Origin of the sequence: Janthinobacterium sp. PSPC3-1, from assembly GCF_049896105.1 — a bacterium.
Classification (GTDB): domain Bacteria; phylum Pseudomonadota; class Gammaproteobacteria; order Burkholderiales; family Burkholderiaceae_D; genus Janthinobacterium.
On sequence record NZ_JAFCTQ010000002.1, the window covers coordinates 265,731 to 284,217 of the forward strand.

The 18,487-nt window shown below is 62.4% G+C and carries 20 protein-coding genes; 8 read left to right on the forward strand and 12 right to left on the reverse strand.

Going from position 1 to position 18,487, the window contains the following annotated elements; all coding sequences use genetic code 11:
- Positions 1–98: 98 nt before the first annotated feature.
- A complete protein-coding gene (locus ACP7B7_RS03395; protein ID WP_308923605.1) occupies positions 99–590 on the reverse strand; it encodes a YqaA family protein in 492 nt (163 codons plus the stop codon).
- A gap of 201 nt (positions 591–791) precedes the next feature.
- Here ACP7B7_RS03395 and ilvA point away from each other — a divergent pair, with 201 nt between their 5' ends.
- From ilvA to rapZ, 5 genes are all read left to right on the forward strand, one after another.
- Positions 792–2,327: a threonine ammonia-lyase, biosynthetic gene (gene ilvA / locus ACP7B7_RS03400; protein ID WP_426075748.1), complete on the forward strand. Its 1,536-nt coding sequence runs from the start codon at positions 792–794 to the stop codon at positions 2,325–2,327.
- A 105-nt stretch (positions 2,328–2,432) separates the two neighbouring features.
- Entirely contained in the window at positions 2,433–3,275 is an 843-nt protein-coding gene (queF, locus tag ACP7B7_RS03405) for an NADPH-dependent 7-cyano-7-deazaguanine reductase QueF (protein ID WP_308923603.1), read from the forward strand.
- 344 nt (positions 3,276–3,619) lie between these two features.
- Positions 3,620–4,102, forward strand: a complete 483-nt coding sequence (locus ACP7B7_RS03410; RefSeq protein WP_308923602.1) for a PTS sugar transporter subunit IIA — start codon at positions 3,620–3,622, stop codon at positions 4,100–4,102.
- A gap of 36 nt (positions 4,103–4,138) precedes the next feature.
- Complete coding sequence (hprK, locus tag ACP7B7_RS03415) at positions 4,139–5,074, forward strand: HPr(Ser) kinase/phosphatase (RefSeq protein ID WP_034753337.1); 936 nt, start codon at positions 4,139–4,141, stop codon at positions 5,072–5,074.
- A gap of 158 nt (positions 5,075–5,232) precedes the next feature.
- Positions 5,233–6,096: an RNase adapter RapZ gene (rapZ, locus tag ACP7B7_RS03420; RefSeq protein WP_308923601.1), complete on the forward strand. Its 864-nt coding sequence runs from the start codon at positions 5,233–5,235 to the stop codon at positions 6,094–6,096.
- 81 nt (positions 6,097–6,177) lie between these two features.
- On the opposite strand, the gene hpf is transcribed toward rapZ, so the two are convergent.
- The 6 genes from hpf to ACP7B7_RS03450 form a co-directional block, all read right to left on the reverse strand.
- Positions 6,178–6,537 (reverse strand): ribosome hibernation-promoting factor, HPF/YfiA family, encoded by a 360-nt coding sequence (hpf, locus tag ACP7B7_RS03425; protein WP_065310093.1) that lies wholly within the window; start codon positions 6,535–6,537, stop codon positions 6,178–6,180.
- 68 nt (positions 6,538–6,605) lie between these two features.
- A complete protein-coding gene (locus ACP7B7_RS03430) occupies positions 6,606–8,084 on the reverse strand; it encodes an RNA polymerase factor sigma-54 (RefSeq protein WP_308923600.1) in 1,479 nt (492 codons plus the stop codon).
- 4 nt (positions 8,085–8,088) lie between these two features.
- Positions 8,089–8,847 carry an LPS export ABC transporter ATP-binding protein gene (gene lptB, locus ACP7B7_RS03435; RefSeq protein ID WP_308923599.1) on the reverse strand — a complete coding sequence of 253 codons (759 nt, stop codon included), beginning with the start codon at positions 8,845–8,847 and terminating at the stop codon, positions 8,089–8,091.
- Positions 8,847–9,425, reverse strand: a complete 579-nt coding sequence (gene lptA, locus ACP7B7_RS03440; protein WP_308923598.1) for a lipopolysaccharide transport periplasmic protein LptA — start codon at positions 9,423–9,425, stop codon at positions 8,847–8,849. The genes lptB and lptA overlap by 1 nt, the downstream gene beginning before the upstream one ends.
- A gap of 20 nt (positions 9,426–9,445) precedes the next feature.
- Positions 9,446–10,051: an LPS export ABC transporter periplasmic protein LptC gene (gene lptC, locus ACP7B7_RS03445; protein ID WP_426075749.1), complete on the reverse strand. Its 606-nt coding sequence runs from the start codon at positions 10,049–10,051 to the stop codon at positions 9,446–9,448.
- 51 nt (positions 10,052–10,102) lie between these two features.
- Positions 10,103–11,113, reverse strand: a complete 1,011-nt coding sequence (locus ACP7B7_RS03450) for a KpsF/GutQ family sugar-phosphate isomerase (protein ID WP_426075750.1) — start codon at positions 11,111–11,113, stop codon at positions 10,103–10,105.
- A gap of 108 nt (positions 11,114–11,221) precedes the next feature.
- On the opposite strand from ACP7B7_RS03450, the gene ACP7B7_RS03455 reads away from it, so the two are divergent.
- On the forward strand, positions 11,222–13,201 hold the full coding sequence (locus ACP7B7_RS03455; protein WP_308923595.1) for a cation:proton antiporter: 1,980 nt from the start codon (positions 11,222–11,224) through the stop codon (positions 13,199–13,201).
- On the opposite strand, the gene ACP7B7_RS03460 is transcribed toward ACP7B7_RS03455, so the two are convergent.
- The 3 genes from ACP7B7_RS03460 to ACP7B7_RS03470 form a co-directional block, all read right to left on the reverse strand.
- Positions 13,202–14,383: a DUF484 family protein gene (locus tag ACP7B7_RS03460; RefSeq protein WP_426075751.1), complete on the reverse strand. Its 1,182-nt coding sequence runs from the start codon at positions 14,381–14,383 to the stop codon at positions 13,202–13,204.
- A gap of 34 nt (positions 14,384–14,417) precedes the next feature.
- Entirely contained in the window at positions 14,418–15,266 is an 849-nt protein-coding gene (locus ACP7B7_RS03465) for an MOSC domain-containing protein (protein WP_426075752.1), read from the reverse strand.
- Between the two features lie 119 nt (positions 15,267–15,385).
- On the reverse strand, positions 15,386–16,480 hold the full coding sequence (locus ACP7B7_RS03470; protein ID WP_426075753.1) for a type II asparaginase: 1,095 nt from the start codon (positions 16,478–16,480) through the stop codon (positions 15,386–15,388).
- A gap of 152 nt (positions 16,481–16,632) precedes the next feature.
- On the opposite strand from ACP7B7_RS03470, the gene ACP7B7_RS03475 reads away from it, so the two are divergent.
- Positions 16,633–17,007 carry a hypothetical protein gene (locus ACP7B7_RS03475; RefSeq protein ID WP_426075754.1) on the forward strand — a complete coding sequence of 125 codons (375 nt, stop codon included), beginning with the start codon at positions 16,633–16,635 and terminating at the stop codon, positions 17,005–17,007.
- Entirely contained in the window at positions 17,004–17,828 is an 825-nt protein-coding gene (locus ACP7B7_RS03480) for a MipA/OmpV family protein (protein WP_426075755.1), read from the forward strand. Before ACP7B7_RS03475 ends, ACP7B7_RS03480 begins: the two co-directional genes overlap by 4 nt.
- 1 nt (position 17,829) lies before the next feature.
- Here the strand turns inward: ACP7B7_RS03480 and ACP7B7_RS03485 are convergent, their stop codons facing one another.
- Together ACP7B7_RS03485 and ACP7B7_RS03490 are read right to left on the reverse strand one after the other, a co-directional pair.
- A complete protein-coding gene (locus ACP7B7_RS03485; RefSeq protein WP_426075756.1) occupies positions 17,830–18,150 on the reverse strand; it encodes a type II toxin-antitoxin system RelE/ParE family toxin in 321 nt (106 codons plus the stop codon).
- Entirely contained in the window at positions 18,147–18,431 is a 285-nt protein-coding gene (locus tag ACP7B7_RS03490; protein WP_426075757.1) for a YlcI/YnfO family protein, read from the reverse strand. The genes ACP7B7_RS03485 and ACP7B7_RS03490 overlap by 4 nt, the downstream gene beginning before the upstream one ends.
- Positions 18,432–18,487 lie beyond the last annotated feature (56 nt).

Genomic DNA, 18,487 nt, shown 5'->3' on the forward strand with positions numbered 1-18,487 from the left:
CCGCTGGAAAATGCCAACTTTCCCAAGGCCCTGCAAATTATCAGACTGCCCAATCATGGGGCAAAGGGGCGTTGCAAAACGCCCCACGGTCGACCTTCTCAGGACAGCATCTGTCCAATCCGGTGCCATACGCCATCGGGCACATACAGCAGCAAAGTGGTCATGGTCAGGTAGCGCGCGCACTTGCCGACCGCCATATAGGCCACGCTGGGCCAGAACGGCAATTTCAGCCAGCCGGCCAGGGTGCACAGCGGATCGCCCACGCCCGGCAGCCAGGCCAGCAGCATGGTCTTGGCGCCGTAGCGGGCCAGCCAGCGGAACCAGCGCGTGTCGCGTTCCTTGGCGAACGCCTGCTTGGCGCGGTAGCCCATCCAGTAGTCGACGGCGCCGCCCAGGGTATTGCCGACGGTGGCCACCGCGATGGTGGGCCAGAACAGGGCGGGGTTGGCCTTGATGACGGCGAACACGGCCGGCTCGGAGCCGAGCGGCAGCAAGGTCGCTGAAATAAAGCTGATCAGAAAGACCGATGTCAGCCCGACCTCCGGCGCCGCTATCAGTTGCAGCAGCCAGGTGATTGCGGATTCGATCATTGAACACTTCACGGTGCGGTAAGGCTCTCCATTATAATGAAGAGCAGCTTGCGCGCCGCACGAACCGTGCGGACAGGCAAGGGCTCACCGGCCCGCAGTTCCACAGAGCATGCTTGCCGCCCCGCTATCCGCCCCGGGCCAGGCATGCCGACGTACACGCTCCAGTGCACTTCCTGGCCCAGAATCACTCGCTTGCAGACTATGAACATCGACTACCTCAAGAAAATCCTGACCGCCCGCGTCTATGACGTTGCCTCCGAAACGCCGCTGGAACTGGCGCCTGCCCTGTCGCAGCGCCTCGACAACCAGATTTACTTCAAGCGCGAGGACATGCAAAGCGTGTTCAGTTTCAAGATTCGCGGCGCCTACAACAAGATGGCGCAGCTGAGCGAAGCGCAATTGAAGCGCGGCGTCATCTGCGCTTCGGCCGGCAACCATGCGCAAGGCGTGGCCCTGTCGGCCGCGCGCCTCGGTTGCCGCGCGCTGATCGTCATGCCGACCACCACCCCGCCCCTGAAAATCGAAGCGGTCAGGGCGCGCGGCGGCAGCAGCGTGGAAATCGTGCTGCATGGCGACTCGTATACCGACGCCTACAACCATGCCCTGACCCTGGAACAGGAACAAAAGCTCACGTTCGTGCACCCGTTCGACGACCCGGACGTGATCGCCGGCCAGGGCACGATCGGCATGGAAATTTTGCGCCAGCACGCGGGCCCGATCCACGCCATTTTCATCGCCATCGGCGGCGGCGGCCTGATCGCCGGCGTGGCGGCCTATGTGAAACAGATTCGTCCCGATATCAGGATCATCGGCGTGCAGACGGTCGACTCGGACGCCATGGCGCGCTCCCTGAAGGCCAAGGAACGGGTCACGCTACCCGACGTCGGCCTGTTTTCGGACGGTACGGCGGTGCGCCTGGTGGGCGAGGAAACCTTCCGCCTGGCCCAGCAATATGTGGATGAAGTGATCATCGTCGACACCGACGCCATCTGCGCCGCCATCAAGGATGTCTTTACCGACACGCGCTCGATCCTGGAGCCGGCCGGCGCGCTGGCCATTGCCGGCGCCAAGGCCTATGTGGAACGCGCCAGCCTGACGAAACACCCGATCGTCAACCAGACCCTGGTGACGATTGCCTGTGGTGCCAACATGAATTTCGACCGCCTGCGTTTTGTTGCAGAGCGGGCCGAACTTGGCGAGTTCCGCGAAGCCGTGTTCGCCGTCACCATGCGCGAACAGCGCGGCAGCTTCAAGCGCTTCTGCTCGCTGATCGGCGCGCGCAACGTGACCGAATTCAATTACCGCATCAGCGACGAAAAAGACGCCCACGTGTTTGTCGGCATCCAGATCGCCGACCGCCATGAATCGGGCGCGATGGCCAAGCGCTTCGAAGAGCACGACTTCCGCACCCTCGACCTGACCCACGACGAGCTGGCCAAGTCGCATATCCGCCACCTGGTGGGCGGCAAGAGCCGGCTGGCGCAGGACGAGCTGCTGTACCGCTTCGAATTCCCCGAGCGCCCGGGCGCGCTGATGCGCTTCCTCGACAGCATGGCGCCGAACTGGAATATTTCGCTGTGCCATTACCGCAGCCAGGGCGGCGACGTGGGCCGCATCCTGATCGGCCTGCAGGTACCGCCCGACGAGATGGGTGAATTTGCGCGTTTCCTCGATACGCTGGGGTACCGGTATTGGGATGAGACGAGTAATCCGGTGTATAAGCTGTTTTTGGGTTAGCACCAAGCCAAGTGAAAAGCTGGGGTCAGACGGGGACGCCGAGTCCGACGGGTCTGACCCCGAAATAGGCTACCATTCGTCCTTGACTGAATTTACGCCATCACCATGACCACCACCATTGATCTCGCCGAACTGTCCCCCCTGGGCAAAAGCTCCGCCTACCGCAGCGATTACGCGCCGGAACTGCTGTTTCCGATTCCGCGCCAGGGCAAGCGCGACGAGCTGGAACTGCGCGGCACCCTGCCCTTCTTTGGCCTCGATATCTGGAACGCCTACGAATTGTCGTGGCTGAACCTGCGCGGCAAGCCGCAAGTGGCCGTGGCCAAGGTCAGCGCGCCGGCCGACTCGCCCAATATCATCGAATCGAAATCGTTCAAGCTGTACCTGAACTCGTTCAACCAGACCAAACTGGACAGCCCGCAAGCGCTGCTGGCCCTGCTGAAACAGGATCTGTCGAACGGCTTCGGCGCGCCGGTGCAGGTGGAACTGACCTTGCAGGAAGACTTCGGCAAGCTGAAGATGGGCGAATTCGACGGCGTGCTGCTGGACCGCCTGGACCTGGAAATCACCGACTACACGCCCTCGCCGCAACTGTTGAAAGCGGCGCTGGACGAGGCGCCGGTGGAAGAAAAACTGGTGTCGCACCTGCTCAAATCGAATTGCCTGGTGACCGGCCAGCCGGACTGGGGCAGCGTGCAGATCGAGTATGCGGGACCGCAGATCGACCAGGAAAGCCTGCTGCGCTACCTGATCGGTTTCCGCGAACACAATGAATTCCATGAACAATGCGTCGAGCGCATCTTTGTCGACATCTTGCGCCAGTGCAAGCCGCAAAAATTGTCGGTCTACGCGCGCTACACGCGCCGCGGCGGGCTGGACATCAACCCCTGGCGCAGCAACTTCAGCACCGGCAAGCTGCCCGGCAATCTGCGCAACGCACGCCAATAAGTACTGGTCATGGCCGCCCGAAGCGCGCAGAATGATGCTTTCAGGAATGCTGGCTGTGTTTTAAAACAACGCCAGCGTTGATGATGCAAGTAACACAAAACGCTGAAAAGTCGGAAAATCGGCATTCGGCGACGGAAAAACCGGCAGGAGATTCGTTTTCAATCAAGAAATAGCTAATTCCCTTTGACGTTATTTTTTTGATAAAATGTTTGCTTCTCCCGCCAGAGTGCCCACTGCGCCGGCAGCGAGCATATACTGTTGAGAATTGGCGTTACAGGCCACACAAACAGGCCTATAATTCGGCTCGCAAGCCCTCTGCGCATTGCACCATTTCATTGAGTGTCATGACTAATCTTAGCAAAATATTATCCCTCGAAAACGTGCTCCTGGACCTGGAAGTCTCCAGCAAAAAGCGCGCTTTCGAGCAAGCCGGCCTGATCTTCGAAAACAACTACGGCATCGCCCGCTCTACCGTATCGGACAATCTGTTTGCCCGTGAACGCCTGGGCTCGACCGGCCTCGGCCATGGCGTCGCCGTGCCGCATGGCCGCATCAAGGGCACCAAGACCTTGAAAGCGCCGCTGGGCGCCTTCGTGCGCCTGGCCGAACCGATCCCGTTCGAGTCGCCGGACGGCAAGCCGGTCAGCCTGCTGTTTTTCCTGCTGATCCCCGACCATGTGACCCAGCAACACCTGGAAATCCTGTCGGAAATCGCCGAAATGTTTTCCGACGACGCCTTCCGCACGGCGCTGGCCACCGATCCGGAACCGAAATCCGTGCATTCGCGCATCGTCAATTGGCAACCCAGTCTGCAAGCGGCGGGTTAAACTTCAGGAACTCCTCCACTCCTGAAGAAAACTGCCATGTTGCAAACGCCGCTGACGATACAACGCCTGTACGACGACAATCGCGAAAGTCTGCAACTGGGCTGGTTCGCCGGCTTTCCCGGCGGCGAGCGCCTGATCTCGGGCGACGTCTCGTCGGCCGCCGACCAAGTCGGCCACTTGAACCTGATCCACCCGGGCCGCATCCAGGTATTTGGCCACCAGGAAATCAATTACTACCAGCGCCTGAAGGTCAATACACGTACCCACGTGATCGGCGAACTGATCGCCGGCGGCCCGCCCGCGCTGATCATCGCGCAAGGCCTGGAAACGCCGCCCGACATCCTCGCCATCTGCGACGAGCAGAATATCCCGCTGTTTTCCACTCCGCTGCCGGCCGCGCAAGTGATCGACTTCCTGCGCGTCTACCTGTCGAAAAAGCTGGCACAGCGCATCATCATGCACGGCGTATTCATGGACGTGTTGGGCGTGGGCGTACTGATCACGGGCGACTCGGGCCTGGGCAAGAGCGAGCTGGGGCTCGAACTCATTTCACGCAGCCACGGCCTGGTGGCCGACGACGCCGTCGAGTTCTCGCGCATCGCCCCCAACATGATCGAAGGCCGCTGCCCGCCGCTGCTGCAGAACCTGCTCGAAGTGCGCGGCCTGGGCCTGCTCGACATCAAGGCCATCTTTGGCGAGACGGCCGTGCGCCGCAAGATGCGTTTGAAACTGATCGTGCATCTGGTGCGCCGCAACGCGCTGGAAGAGGAAGTCGAGCGCCTGCCTTTCCTGTTCCCCACCGAAGACGTGCTGGGCCTGCCCGTGCGCAAGGTCGTCATCCCCGTCGCCGCCGGCCGCAATATCGCCGTGCTGCTGGAAGCGGCCGTGCGCAATACCATCTTGCAGCTGAGGGGGATCGATACCTTGCAGGAGTTCATGGAGCGGCAACGATTGGCAATGAGCGGAGACTAGGCGTTGCAAGGGCGAACCGTTAGACAGGCAATGCGTGGTGATTAAAGCCGCGGTCAAACCCCACTTTGCCCAGCCAGATCTTCATAATCAAATGCAATGATTTGCAAAGAAATTTGTTGCGGGGGCGCACAGGCAATCTTTATTGTATGATCGCGCCTATGCACATCATTCTACTTACCGGCATCTCCGGCTCCGGCAAATCTGTCGCACTCAAGGTGCTGGAAGATACCGGTTATTACTGTGTCGACAATCTGCCGCCTGCCTTGTTGCCAAGCCTGGTGCAGACCTTGCTCGACGAAGGAACCAGCAGGCTCGGTGTCGCGGTCGACGCACGCAGTGCCGAATCGCTGGCCAACCTGCCACACAATGTGTCACTGCTGCGTGCGCAGGGGCATGATGTCAAGGTGCTGTTTCTGACCGCCACCACGCACTCGCTGGTGGCGCGCTTTTCGGAAACGCGGCGCAGCCATCCTTTGTCGCATGAGTTGCTTCCAGGTGAGAATCCGGCCAGCCGCCGCACGCTGATCGAATGCATTTCGGAGGAGCGCGAGCGGCTGTCGGCGATCCAGCAACTGGGCCATGTGATCGATACTTCGGAACTGAGCGCCAACAAGCTGCGCGCCTGGGTCAAGGATATCGTCGCCTCCGAACGCGCGCCGCTGACCCTGTTCTTCGAGTCGTTCGCCTTCAAGCTGGGCGTGCCGCTGGATGCCGATTTCGTGTTCGACGTGCGGGCCCTGCCCAATCCGTATTACGACCTGGCGTTGCGGCCGCTCGATGGCCGCGATGCGCCCGTGATCGCTTTTCTGGACGCCCAGCCCAGCGCGCTGGAACTGTTTGCGGATATCCGCGATTTCGTGGAAAAGTGGCTGCCGTCGTTCAAGTCCGACAACCGCAGCTATCTGACGGTCGCACTCGGCTGCACGGGTGGCCAGCACCGTTCGGTGTATATGGCGGAACACCTGGCGCAGTATTTTGCCGACCGCGAACGGGTCGTGCTGCGCCACCGCGAGCGTAACTGAGCCGGAAAAATGGGCGCAAAAAAGGGCGCGAAGATAAAACAGCGCGCCCTTAGTTGATCACAACAATCTGGAGCGGCAGGCCTAGACGGCGGCGGCTTCTTCAGGAGTGTTGTCTGGCAGATGCTTGATCGCCTCTTTACCGTGCCCTTGCACTTTGGTTTTGTACTTCATCACTTGCCGGTCCAGCTTGTCGATCAGGCTGTCGATCGCGGCATACAGGTCTTGCGCCAGGCTTTCCACGTAGACGGTCTTGCCGCTCAGTCGCAGATTCACTTCGGCCTTCTGGCGTTTTTCTTTCTCTTTGAGGTTGTCGACGGTCAGAATCACGGCAATATCGATAACGTGATCGAAATGGCGTTTCACGCGCTCCAGTTTGGTTTGTACGTATTCACGGATGGCTGGTGTCACTTCGAGATGATGTCCGCTGATGGTGAGATTCATACACACTCCTAAAGATGATCGGGTTCGTGCGGTGTCCATCGTTCCGGCCCGCAGAGGAACCGAAAAAACTACAAAGACTTACGCAGACTCACTGGCGGAATTTTCAACGCTTCCCGGTATTTGGCAACAGTACGTCGCGCAATCACCATGCCTTGTTCCCCCAGCATGTCCGCAATCTTACTGTCGGATAAAGGATTTTTAGGGTTCTCTGCTCCTGTCAATTGCACGATCAAGGCCCGTATCGCCGTCGATGACGCCTCCCCTCCTGCTTCGGTGGCGACGTGGCTGCCAAAGAAATACTTCAACTCAAACATTCCATGCGGGGTCAGCATGTACTTTTGGGTTGTTACCCGCGAGATAGTACTCTCGTGTAAACCCAGTGTATCAGCTATTTCGCGAAGCACAAGTGGCCGCATGGCAACTGCGCCGTGCGAGAAAAAATCCTTTTGCCGTTCCACGATCGCCTGCGCCACGCGCAGGATGGTGTCGAAGCGCTGGCGCATGTTCTTGATCAGCCACTTGGCTTCCTGCAACTGCGCACCCATGCCGCCTTCGCCCTTGCCCTGCTTGAGCAGGTTGGCGTACATGGCGTTCACGCGCAGGCGCGGCATGACGTCATTGTTGAGCGATACCTGCCAGCCATTGCGGGCCCGCTTGACCACCACGTCCGGCACCACGTAATCGGACACGTCGGAAGCGAACACGGCGCCCGGATGCGGGTTGCACAAGCGAATCACGGTCTGTGCTTCGCGCAAGTCTTCATCGTCGCAGTCGAGGGCTTTCTTGAGCTTGTTGAAGTCGCGCTGGGCGAACCAGGTCAGGTGTTTCTCGACGATGTTCAAGGCCATGCGCCGCGTCACCAGCGCCACCTGCGGCAAGCGTTTGATCTGCAGCGCCAGGCATTCGGACGCATTGCGCGCACCCACGCCGGCCGGGTCGAAACTTTGCAGCAGCGACAGCGCCGTGCGCAGCTCATCCGCATCGACTTCCAGTTCTTCCGGCAGGCGCGCCAGGATATCGTCGAGCGGCTCTTCCAGGTAGCCATTGTCGTCGAGCGCATCGATGATCAATTCCACCAGCGCGCGGTCGCGCAGCTCCAGCACGGTCACGCGCATCTGTTCCATCAGGTGTTCGCGCAAGGTGCAGTGATGGGCCTCCAGTTGCGGACGGGAATCCTCGTCATCGGGCGCCTTGCCGCGGCTGGCCTCGTTCCAGTCGCTGTCGCCGCCCTCGGACGCGGCCGTGCTCTCGCCGCCATCGCCGTCAAACGACTCCGCTTCGGCGGCTGGCGCCGGCGCTTCCTGGCCCGGCGGCGCCGGTGGCGCTTCGCCGGGGGCGGCGGTCGAACTCAGGGCGCCATCGGACAGCAGGCGCAGCGAGCGGTCGAGCGGATCGTCGAGCCGTTCCAGCAAGGGATTATCGGTCAGCAATTGCTCCAGCTCCTGGTGCAATTCCAGCGTGGACAGTTGCAGCAGGCGTATCGATTGCTGTAATTGCGGCGTCAGTGCCAGGTGCTGCGAGGTGCGCAGTTGCAGGGATTGTTTCATTGGCTTACATGCGGAAGTGTTCGCCCAGATACACCCGGCGTACCGACTCGTTGGCGATGATGTCGTCGGGCCGGCCCGACGCCAGCACCGAGCCCTGGTTGATGATGTAGGCGCGGTCGCAGATGCCCAGCGTTTCGCGCACATTATGGTCGGTGATCAGCACGCCGATATTGCGTTCCTTCAAAAACCGCACGATGCGCTGGATTTCGATCACGGCGATCGGATCGACGCCGGCGAACGGTTCGTCGAGCAGCACGAAACGCGGGTCGGTGGCCAGCGCGCGGGCGATTTCCACGCGGCGCCGCTCGCCGCCCGACAGCGACAGCGCCTGGTTTTCGCGCAGCTTTTCAATTTGCAAGTCGGCCAGCAGTTTGTCGAGGCGTTCTTCGATTTCGGCCTTTTTCAGGGGCCGGCCGTCGACTGTCTGGATTTCCAGCACGGCGCGGATATTGTCTTCCACCGTCAGCTTGCGAAACACCGACGCTTCCTGCGGCAGGTAGGACAGGCCCATCTGCGCGCGGCGGTGGATCGGCAGGCTGGAAATGTCGACGCCGCTGATATCGATGGTGCCGCCATCGGACGGCACCAGGCCGACGATCATGTAGAACGAGGTGGTCTTGCCGGCGCCGTTCGGACCCAGCAGGCCCACCACTTCGCCGCATTCGACTTGCAGCGACACATCATGCACGACTTGCCGCTTGCCATAGGTTTTCTGCAGCCCCCGCACGATCAGGGTGCTGCCGCAACGTACATTATTGTCCATTATTTCTTCCCTGGCGCAGGCGCGGCGGGGGCTTTCTCCGCCGCCGGCTTGTTCTTCGGCTGGATCACCATGCGCACGCTGCCGGCGCCGGGGGAACTGGTGCCGCTGTCGCTGTTTTCCATATTGAATAATTCATTGCGGCTGTCATACGAAATGAAGGCGCCGTTGGCCACGTCGGTCGGCTTGACGCCTTGCAGGCGCGTCAGCTTGGCCTTGGAAAACAGTTTCACGACTTCCGTCTTGTTGTTGTATTCCACCCGTTCCGCTTCGCCTTCCACCCACAGGTCGCCTTCGCCGTCGCGCTTCTGGCGAAAGGTGGCCAGCTTGCCCGCCTCGCCCCAGAAAGTGATGAACTGGTAGCCCTGCGGATCTTCCGTGATCAGGGCGCGCCCCGCCTTCATGGTCAGGGTGCCCTTCACCAGCACCACGTCGCCGGTCAGGGTGCGGGTCTGCTTGATGTCATCGACCTGGCCGCGCTGGGCGGTGATGACGGCTTCCTTGTCCGAGTCGGCCTTTTCGGCATGGGCGCTGCCCATCACGGCCAGGGAAAACAAGCTCAACAGCAAGATTTTTTTCATTTTGATTTGGTCCTCTTTATTTATTTGGCCGGCACGGCTTTGCGCGGCGGAATCACGATGCGCACCGAGCTCGGCACTTCCACCACGCTGGAGGCATTGTTGGCCTTCAGGCCCACGCCGGTCACGTGCGAACGCCCCGACAGCAGGTCGACCGGCACGGCCGACTCCATCCGCTCTTCATCGGGAAAGATCGTCAGCGCCTCGGTCTTCAGCGTCATGTTCTGGGTTTTGGGACCGGCCACGCGGTCGATCACGACATTGCGCGACAATTGCAGCCGCGTATTGCCCTGGTCGATATGCGCCAGCTCGGCCGTCATGTTCAGGGGCGGCACGCCCGGGCTGATCTTGCGCACGAAAGGCTGGTCGATATCGGAGGAATCGTCGGCCGGGTAATGCGTGAGCTTGGCGCCGGAGACGATATAGCTTGGTTTACCCTGCAAGTCCATGCGCACCAGGCTGAAATTGGTAACGAAATAATCGGGCTCATCCAATTTCTTGCCGGCACTGACGTCCTGGCTGCTCTTGTTCATCACTTCAAGCAGCCAGAAGCTGCCCAGCGCCACCGCGACGGCGCCCAGCACGGTAAAAATCATGCGCCAGCGATGGGCGCCTTCTGGCTTACGCATAGTGTTTCACTCTCAAAAATAGGCCTGCTCCGCTGGAGCGGCACACCGGCATCAGATGACCTTCGCCTGGGTCAGGTCATGGATATGCAAGGCGCCGACCAGCTTGCCGTCAAGGTCGACCACCAGCATCTGGTTGATGCGGTGCTGTTCCATCACGGCCACCGCGTCGACGGCCAGGCGGTCGGGCGCGATGCTGCGCGGCTGCGCATGCATCACGTCGCGGATCGCCACTTGCGTGAAATCCTGCACGCGCTCGAACATGCGGCGCAGGTCGCCATCGGTAAATACGCCCACCGGACGGTCATCCGCATCGACGATGGCCGTCATGCCCATGCCCTTTTTCGTCATTTCTTCCAGTGCCTGCAGCAGCGAGGCATCCGCCGGCACTTTCGGCACCCGTTCGCCGCTGCGCATCACGTCATGCACATGCGTCAGCAGGCGCCGGCCCAGCGCGCCGCCCGGATGCGAACGGGCAAAATCTTCTTCCTTGAAGCCGCGCAGGTCCAGCAGCGCCACGGCCAGCGCGTCGCCCAGCGCCAGGGTGACGGTGGTGCTGGCGGTCGGCGCCAGGTTCAGCGGACAGGCTTCTTTTTCCACCGAAATATCGAGGTGGACGTCGGCCAGTTGCGCCAGGCTCGATTGCGGCTTGCCCGTCATGGCGATCAGCACGCCGCCCATGCGCTTGACGACCGGCATGATGGCCATCAGTTCGGCCGATTCGCCGGAATACGAGATGGCGATAAAGGCGTCGTCCGAGGTGACCATGCCCAGGTCGCCATGGGCCGCTTCGGCCGGATGGACGAACATGGCCGGCGTGCCGGTCGAGGCCAGGGTGGCGGCGATCTTGCGCGCGATATGGCCGGACTTGCCGATGCCGGACACCACCACGCGGCCCTTGCATTCGAGCAGCAGCGCCACCGCGCGGCCGACGCTGTCGTCGGTGGCCAGGCGGGCGTGCAGCGCAACGATGGCGTCCGCCTCGATCTGCAAGGTGGTGCGGGCCAGCGCCACGGCGCGCTCGCTTGTGGCTTTCATGTCACTTCGATCAAAAGCTTTCTGCATTGTTTTTTCATGGGTTACACTCATGCCCAAAGTATAAACGAATTAGGAAAGCAAAAAACTTGCCAGTCACAACAAACAACGATTTCCACTGACCACCCCGGGCAACCCATGTTTTCCTCGCTAGAATTGACCCTGATGTTACTCGGCAGCGCCGTGCTTGGCGTGGTTGCTTTCAGAATGTTGCACTTGCCCCCCATGCTCGGCTACCTGGCGGTCGGCATCATCATCGGCCCCCATGCGCTGGGCCTGGCTGCCGAGAATGAAGCGAGCCATACCCTGGCCGAATTCGGCGTTGTCTTCCTGATGTTTTCCATCGGGCTCGAGTTTTCCCTTCCCAAGTTTCTTGCCATGCGGCGCATCGTTTTCGGCCTCGGCATGGCGCAGGTGGTCACCACCATCGTCGCCACCGTCGTCTTCGGCTGGTTCGTCGGGCGCTACCTGTCGGCCTACTTCCACCTCAGCTGGCAGGCCGCGTTTGCCCTGGGCGGCGCGCTGGCCATGTCGTCGACGGCCATCGTGTCAAAAATGCTGACAGAACGGCTGGAGCTTGAAAGCGAACACGGCCGCAAGATCATCGGCATCCTGCTGTTCCAGGACCTGGCCGTGGTGCCGCTGCTGATCCTGATTCCCGCGCTGACCAAAGACTCCGACAACCTGGCCGAAACCCTGGCCTGGGCCGGCGCCAAGGCCGTGGTGGTGCTGATCCTGCTGCTGTTCCTGGGGCAAAAAATGGTGCGCGGCTGGCTGACCATCGTCGCCAAGCGCCGCTCGCAGGAACTGTTCATGCTCAACCTGCTCTTGATCACCCTAGGCGCGGCCTGGATCACGGAACGGGCAGGCTTGTCGCTGGCCCTGGGGGCTTTTGTCGCCGGCATGCTGATCTCCGAGACCGAATTCAAGCACCAGGTGGAAGAGGATATCAAACCTTTCCGCGACGTGCTGCTGGGCCTGTTTTTCATCACGGTCGGCATGCTGCTCAATATCCGCGTGGTGATCGACAACTGGTGGCTGGTGCTGCTGCTGCTGGGCGCGCCCGTGCTGCTGAAATTCGCCCTGATCGCCGGCCTGGCGCGGTTGTTTGGTTCCAGCAACGGCGTGGCCCTGCGCACCGGGCTGGGGCTGGCCCAGGCCGGCGAATTCGGCTTCGTGCTGCTCAATCTGGCCGGCGGCATCAAGCTGATGGACCCGTTCGTGGTGCAGGTGGTGCTGGCGGCGATGGTGCTGTCGATGCTGATCGCGCCCCTGCTGATCGCGAAATCGGACGCCATCGTCATGAAGCTGGCCGCCAATGACTGGATGATGCAGTCGCTGGCGCTGACGAAAATCGCCACCCGTACCATGGCGGCCCAGAAACACGTGCTGATCGCCGGCTTCGGGCGCAGCGGGCAAAGCCTGGCGACACTACTGACGGAAGAAAAGATCGAGTACCACGCGCTGGACCTGGACCCGGAACGGGTGCAGGAAGCGCAGCTGGCCGGCGCCCATGTGTCGTACGGCGACGCGGGCCGGCGCGAAAGCCTGGTGGCGGCCGGCATTTACCGGGCCAGCGCCGTGGTGATTACCTATGCCAACACGCCGGCGGCCCTGCGGCTGCTGCATATGGTCAATGAACTGGCGCCGACCCTGCCCGTCATCGTGCGCAGCTACGACGACAGCGACCTGGACCTGCTGCGCGACGCGGGCGCCACCGAAGTGGTGCCGGAACTGATGGAAGGCAGCCTGATGCTGGCCTCGCACGCGCTGATCATGATGGGCGTGCCGTTGCGCCGCGTGGTGCACCGGGTGCAGGCGGCGCGCGAAGAGCGCTATGCCTCGCTGCGCGGCTATTTCCACGGCGCCAGCGACGCCGGCGACGACGCCGAGCTCGAACGCCTGCATTCGGTCACCGTCGGCGATGGCGCGCGCTGCATCGGTTTCCCCTTGAGCACGATCGACATGGCGGCCTGCGGCGCGCTGGTGACCACCATCCGCCGCGGACGCAGCCGGCTTGCCGTCACGCCCGAGACGCAGCTGGCCAGCGGCGACGTGGTGGTGCTGCGCGGCACAGCCGACGCCGTGGCCAAAGCGGAAACCTTGCTGCTGAAATAATCAGCTTGCCGAGGCGCTGACCACCAGATTGCGGCCATTCGCCTTGGCCTGGTACAGGGCCTGGTCGGCGTGCGCCACCAGCTGCTGCGCCACCACCTCGATCGGCAACTGGTCCGATTGCGGCGGCAGGCTGGCCACGCCGATCGACACGCTGACCGACGCTTGCGCGGCCGGCAGGTCGAACGGCACGCCGGCGATGCTGGCACGGATGCGCTCGGCAACAAAAGTAGCGCTGTCGAGATCGGCATCGATCAGCAGCACCACGAATTCCTCGCCACCGAAGCGCCCCAGCGCGTCGGAGCGGCGCAATTCCTGGCGGATGCGCGCGGCCACTTCGCGCAGCACCTCGTCGCCGCCCTGGTGGCCATGGGTATCGTTGACCTTCTTGAAGTGGTCGATATCGATGTACATGCAAGCGATGCAATATTGCTGGCGCCGCGCGCGGGCGATTTCTTCCAGCAGGCGCCGGTCGATGTAGCGGCGGTTGTAGACGCCGGTCAGCGCATCGGTCAGGCCGATATATTTCAGCATTTCATTGCTGATCACGTTTTCCAGGCAGATCGCGATAATCGACGCCATGTGCTTGACGAAGTCGGTGCCCAGCGCCGGCGTAAAGCGCGCGCTGTCGCTGCTGGCCAGGTTCAGGCTGCCGATCAGCCGCTTGTTGCGCAGCAAGGGCACCAGCGCCACGCTGCGCAGCACCAGCTCGCCAACGGTCGCGCTGGCCGGAAAGCGCGCGCCGTGCACGGCCGCATCGAACGGCCCCAGCAGCGGCAGCGGCGGCCCGCCTTCGCCAGCCGGCGTGAACCCGAGCTCTTCGGGGTGTTGCACGAACAGCATTTGCGGAAATAGGCTGAAATCGACGCCCAGCTTTTCCATCACCACCAGGATATCGTCGCCCTCGTCGACCAGGCTCAGGGTAACGCCGTCGAGCTCGGACACCACGGGCAAGGTGCGAAAAATGGTGCCGATCAGTTCGGGAAAGGTGGCGGCGCCGACGATTTCCAGGTCGAATGCCTGGTGGCGGCCCATGATGTCGTGATTGCGTTCCAGTTGCTCGAGCAAGTAGGCCATGCGCGCGCGCAAGGCCTGGTTTTCCGCTTCCAGGCGGGCGAGCGAAGCGGCCTGGCTCCTGGCATCGCTGCCCTGCTGGCCTGACACTGGCGATATCGGTTGACTCATATAAACCTCAAACCCTTCTGTGCGGCCACTACGCTTAAAACGCCAGTTCGAAACCGACTTCCTGGCCCACCACGATGGGTTCGTCGCCGCCGTTGGTGACGATGGCGTTCATGCCGAAGCAGATCGCGCCGTCGAGCCCGGGCTTGGCCCGATAATGCATGACATCGAGCGGGTCCGGTCCCGGCACGCCCGTGGCCTGGTCGACCGATGGAATCGGGCAGCGCGGGCAAGGCTTGACGGGTTTCAGGGTGGTGGCGCCAAACTGCAGCTCGTCGGCGTAATCTTCCTCGAAAGCGCCGATGCCGTCGAGTACCAGGTTGGGCCGGAAACGGTTCATCGGCAACGGCGCGCGGCCGGCCGCATGCAGTTTCTCGTTCACATCATCGAGCGAGGCCACGCTGGCCACCAGCAGCGGATAGCCGTCGGAAAACAGGGTGGGCGCGGCAATGCCGCCGGTCCACTTGGTGCCGGTGGTGCGCACCACGTCCGGGTGGAAGCGCGCCAGCCGGCACGGCACGCCGATGGCGTTGGAAAACCAGGCGGCCGTCACCTCGTCGCAATCATAGGCGCGTACCTGCTCATCCCACAACTGGACTTCCAGCATGGGCGCCAGCTGCGGATGCGGCAGGCCCAGTTCGATTTCCAGGCGCAACATGCCCGGCGCGCGCAGTTCCAGGGTGGTGGCCTTGATGGTAGGCACGATCAGCGCCATGCGCGGATGTTCGCGCTGGGTCAGGAAGCGGCCCTCGGCATCGACCACCATCCACTCGCGGTCATACACCTGTTCGCTCATCAGGCCGGAGGCGGTGAGCACGGCTTCGCGCAGGGCGATGCCGGCGCACGATTTGATCGGATAAAAGGTAATCTCGGACAGGATAGCCATGCGCCACGGGCAGCGCCGCAGCCGCTGCCGATTCATTGTTCAGGGGCGAAGTATGGCAGCAAAGCGGGCCAGCGTAAATCTGCCTGATGAGGCAAATGTGGCGCCGGCCCGGCAGGCCATCAATAGGTGTAGAAAATACGCTGGATTTCCTGCGTACTGTTGGTCTTGGTCAAGGCCAGCATCAGCAGGATGCGGGCTTTTTGCGGGTTCAGGGTGTCCGACACGACACTGTCGAGCTCATCGTCATTGGCTTCGCCATTGCGCGCCACGATGCCCTGGCCCACGCGGCTGGAACGCACGATCAGCACGCCCTTCTGGCGCGCCTCGACCAGCGCCGGCTTCATCTGCGCCGCCACGCTGCCATCGCCGACACCGGCGTGGATGATGCCCTTGGCGCCGGCGGCAATAAAGGCGTCCATGCCGATGCGGTTCATGTTGGCGTAGCCATACACGATATCGACTTGCGGCAGGGAATCGAGCTTGCTGATGTCAAATTCCGCTTCCAGCGTGTGCTTGCGCGTCGACTGGCGGTAAAAGAACGGTTTGCTGCCCTGGATATAGCCCAGCATGCCCAGTTCGGTCGACTTGAAGGTGTCGGTGGTCGAGGTGTTGGTCTTGGTCACTTCGCGCGCGCCATTGATCTGATCGTTCAAGGCCACCAGCACGCCCTTGCCGACGGCTTCCTTGCTGCCGGCCAGCAGCACCGCGTTGTACAGGTTGATCGGGCCGTCGGCCGAGATCGCCGTCGACGGGCGCATGGCGCCCACCACCACCACCGGCTTGTGGCTCTTCACGGTCAGGTTCAGGAAATACGCGGTCTCTTCGATGGTGTCGGTGCCGTGCGTCACGACCACGCCGTCCACATCCTGCGAAGCCAGCAGCACATTGATGCGCTTGGCCAGCGTCAGCCAGTGTTCATTGCCCATGCTTTCGCTGGCGATCTGGAAGACTTGCTCGCCTTTCACGTTGGCCACTTTTTTCAGTTCCGGCACGGCCGCGATCAGGCGCTCGACGCCGACGGTGGCCGAGGTGTAGCCGACGGTGGTGGTGCTGTCGGCGCCGCTGCCGGCGATGGTGCCGCCGGTGGCCAGGATCACCACGTTCGGCAATTTGACGGCTGCCTGCTGCGCGCGCGCGGGTGCGGCGGCGACAAAACTCATCATCAAGGTGGCCAGCATCAGCTGTGCACAAGACTGGAATTTGCGTGAAAACATGGTGCTCCTGTTGGTGATATGGCGAAGATGACAAAGTGGTGAGCAAATTATATGTCATCGCTACCGCCTGCCAGGGACGATTTCGCCGGCGGCAAGCGTGTGCGCCCGCCGATGCGCTACAGTAGTCTCATTCCGACAACCTTGCCGCCGCCATGCCCCTGCCACCCCGCGCCATGCCTTGCCTGCTGCTGCCCTGCCTGCTGGCATTGGCCGCCTGCGCCACCCAGGCCGAGCTGCGCATGGCCGCGCAGCAGGAGCAATGGGCAGGCGAGGCGGCCCGGCAGGGACACTGGCCGCAGGCGCTGCGCACGTATGAAGACGCCATCGACAATGTCGAACTGGGCCATGGAGACGCCAGCTGGCAGGCGCGCCTGCACCAGCAAGCCGCGCAGGCCGCCGGCGCCGCCTGCCGCCCCGATGCGCTAGAACATCATGTGCGCAGCGCGACCGCGCTGTGGCGGCGGGCCGGGATAACCGCCCCGTCGACACTACCGTCGGTTGCGCAATCTTGTGGAGCACGACCATGATCAGGACTGTCACACTGCTGGCCATCGCCAGCGCCGCGCCGGCGCTGGCCGCCGAACCGGCACTGCCGCTGTGGGAAGCGGGCGTGTTTGGCGGCAGCGCCGTCACGCCCGCCTATCCGGGCGCCAGCGACCATTCGACGCGCACGCTGGCCCTGCCCTATCTTGTTTATCGGGGCAAGGTGCTGCGCGCCGACCGCTCGGGCGTGGGCGCGCGGCTGGTCAATACGGACCGCACCGAATTCGACGTCGGCTTTGCCCTCTCGCTGCCGGCCAGGTCCGACGATGTGCCGGCCCGGCGCGGCATGCCGGACCTGGGCACCCTGGTGGAATTTGGCCCGCGCCTGAAAATCAAGCTGGCCGAACCATCGCCGAACAGCCGGGTGCGGCTGGAACTGCCGCTGCGCGCCGTGATCGAGGCGCGCGGCGGCCTGCACCGCCAGGGCGCCACCTTCGAGCCGCGCCTGGCCTATACGCTGGCCGACCCGCAGGGGCGCTGGCATGTGGACACGGCCCTCTCCGCCGTGCTGGGCAATCGCGGCATCAACGATTATTTCTATGGCGTCGAGCAGCAATTTGCCACGCCTGGCCGTCCCGCCTATGCGGCCAAAGGCGGGCTGATGCTCACCCGCCTGGGCCTGGGCGGCTCCTACCTGCTGCACCGCGACTGGCGCGCGTTTGCCTTTCTGCGCTACGACAATTATTCAGGCGCCGCCAACCGCGACAGCCCGTTGCTGCGCCAGAACAGCGGCACCTCGGCCGGCATCGGACTGATGTGGACGTGGAAGCGATCGAGCCAGCCGGCATGGGATGGAGACGAATAAATTACAGCCAATCATCTTCCAGCTGGTGCCGTACGGCCAATATCGTCACCGTCCGCTCCTCCTCGATTTCAAGCAGGGCAACATAGCCGGCGGCGCCAAACAGAATCAGCAGTTCGCGCAGGAAGGGGTTATCGGCTCTGATCTTGCGGTAACTGAACGGCGATAGCTCCAGGCCACGGATGGCGTGACGGATGGCCTCCAGAGCACGCTCGGCGACGGCAAAACCTGCATTGTCACGCTGCAAGAGGAATGCATACAGCCGTAGCAGGTCGTCTTCGGCATGGGACGTGAAGCGGACGGCAAAGCGGTCCGCAAGACTCACTCGACGGCCTCGGCGTCAGCCTTGGCCCTGGCTTCGGCCAGCATGGTCTCCAGTTTGCCCAGTACCGCATCGGCACTGACATAGCGACCGGTGCGCGCGGCCTCGTCGCGTGCGGTCAGACCACGCGCAACGAATTCACGTTGATGCTGCCGGCGTAAAATACTGTCGCGGATCGACTGCTCGATAAAACCCGAAATGGTCTCACCATGCTGCAGATTATCTTCCGCTGCTTGCCGCAATGCCGGATCCACACGCAGGGAAGGAAAGGTCGCTGTTTTCATGAATACTCCAATGCATTGCATATGCGATGCATTGTGTACCCATTTTTCTCAGGATG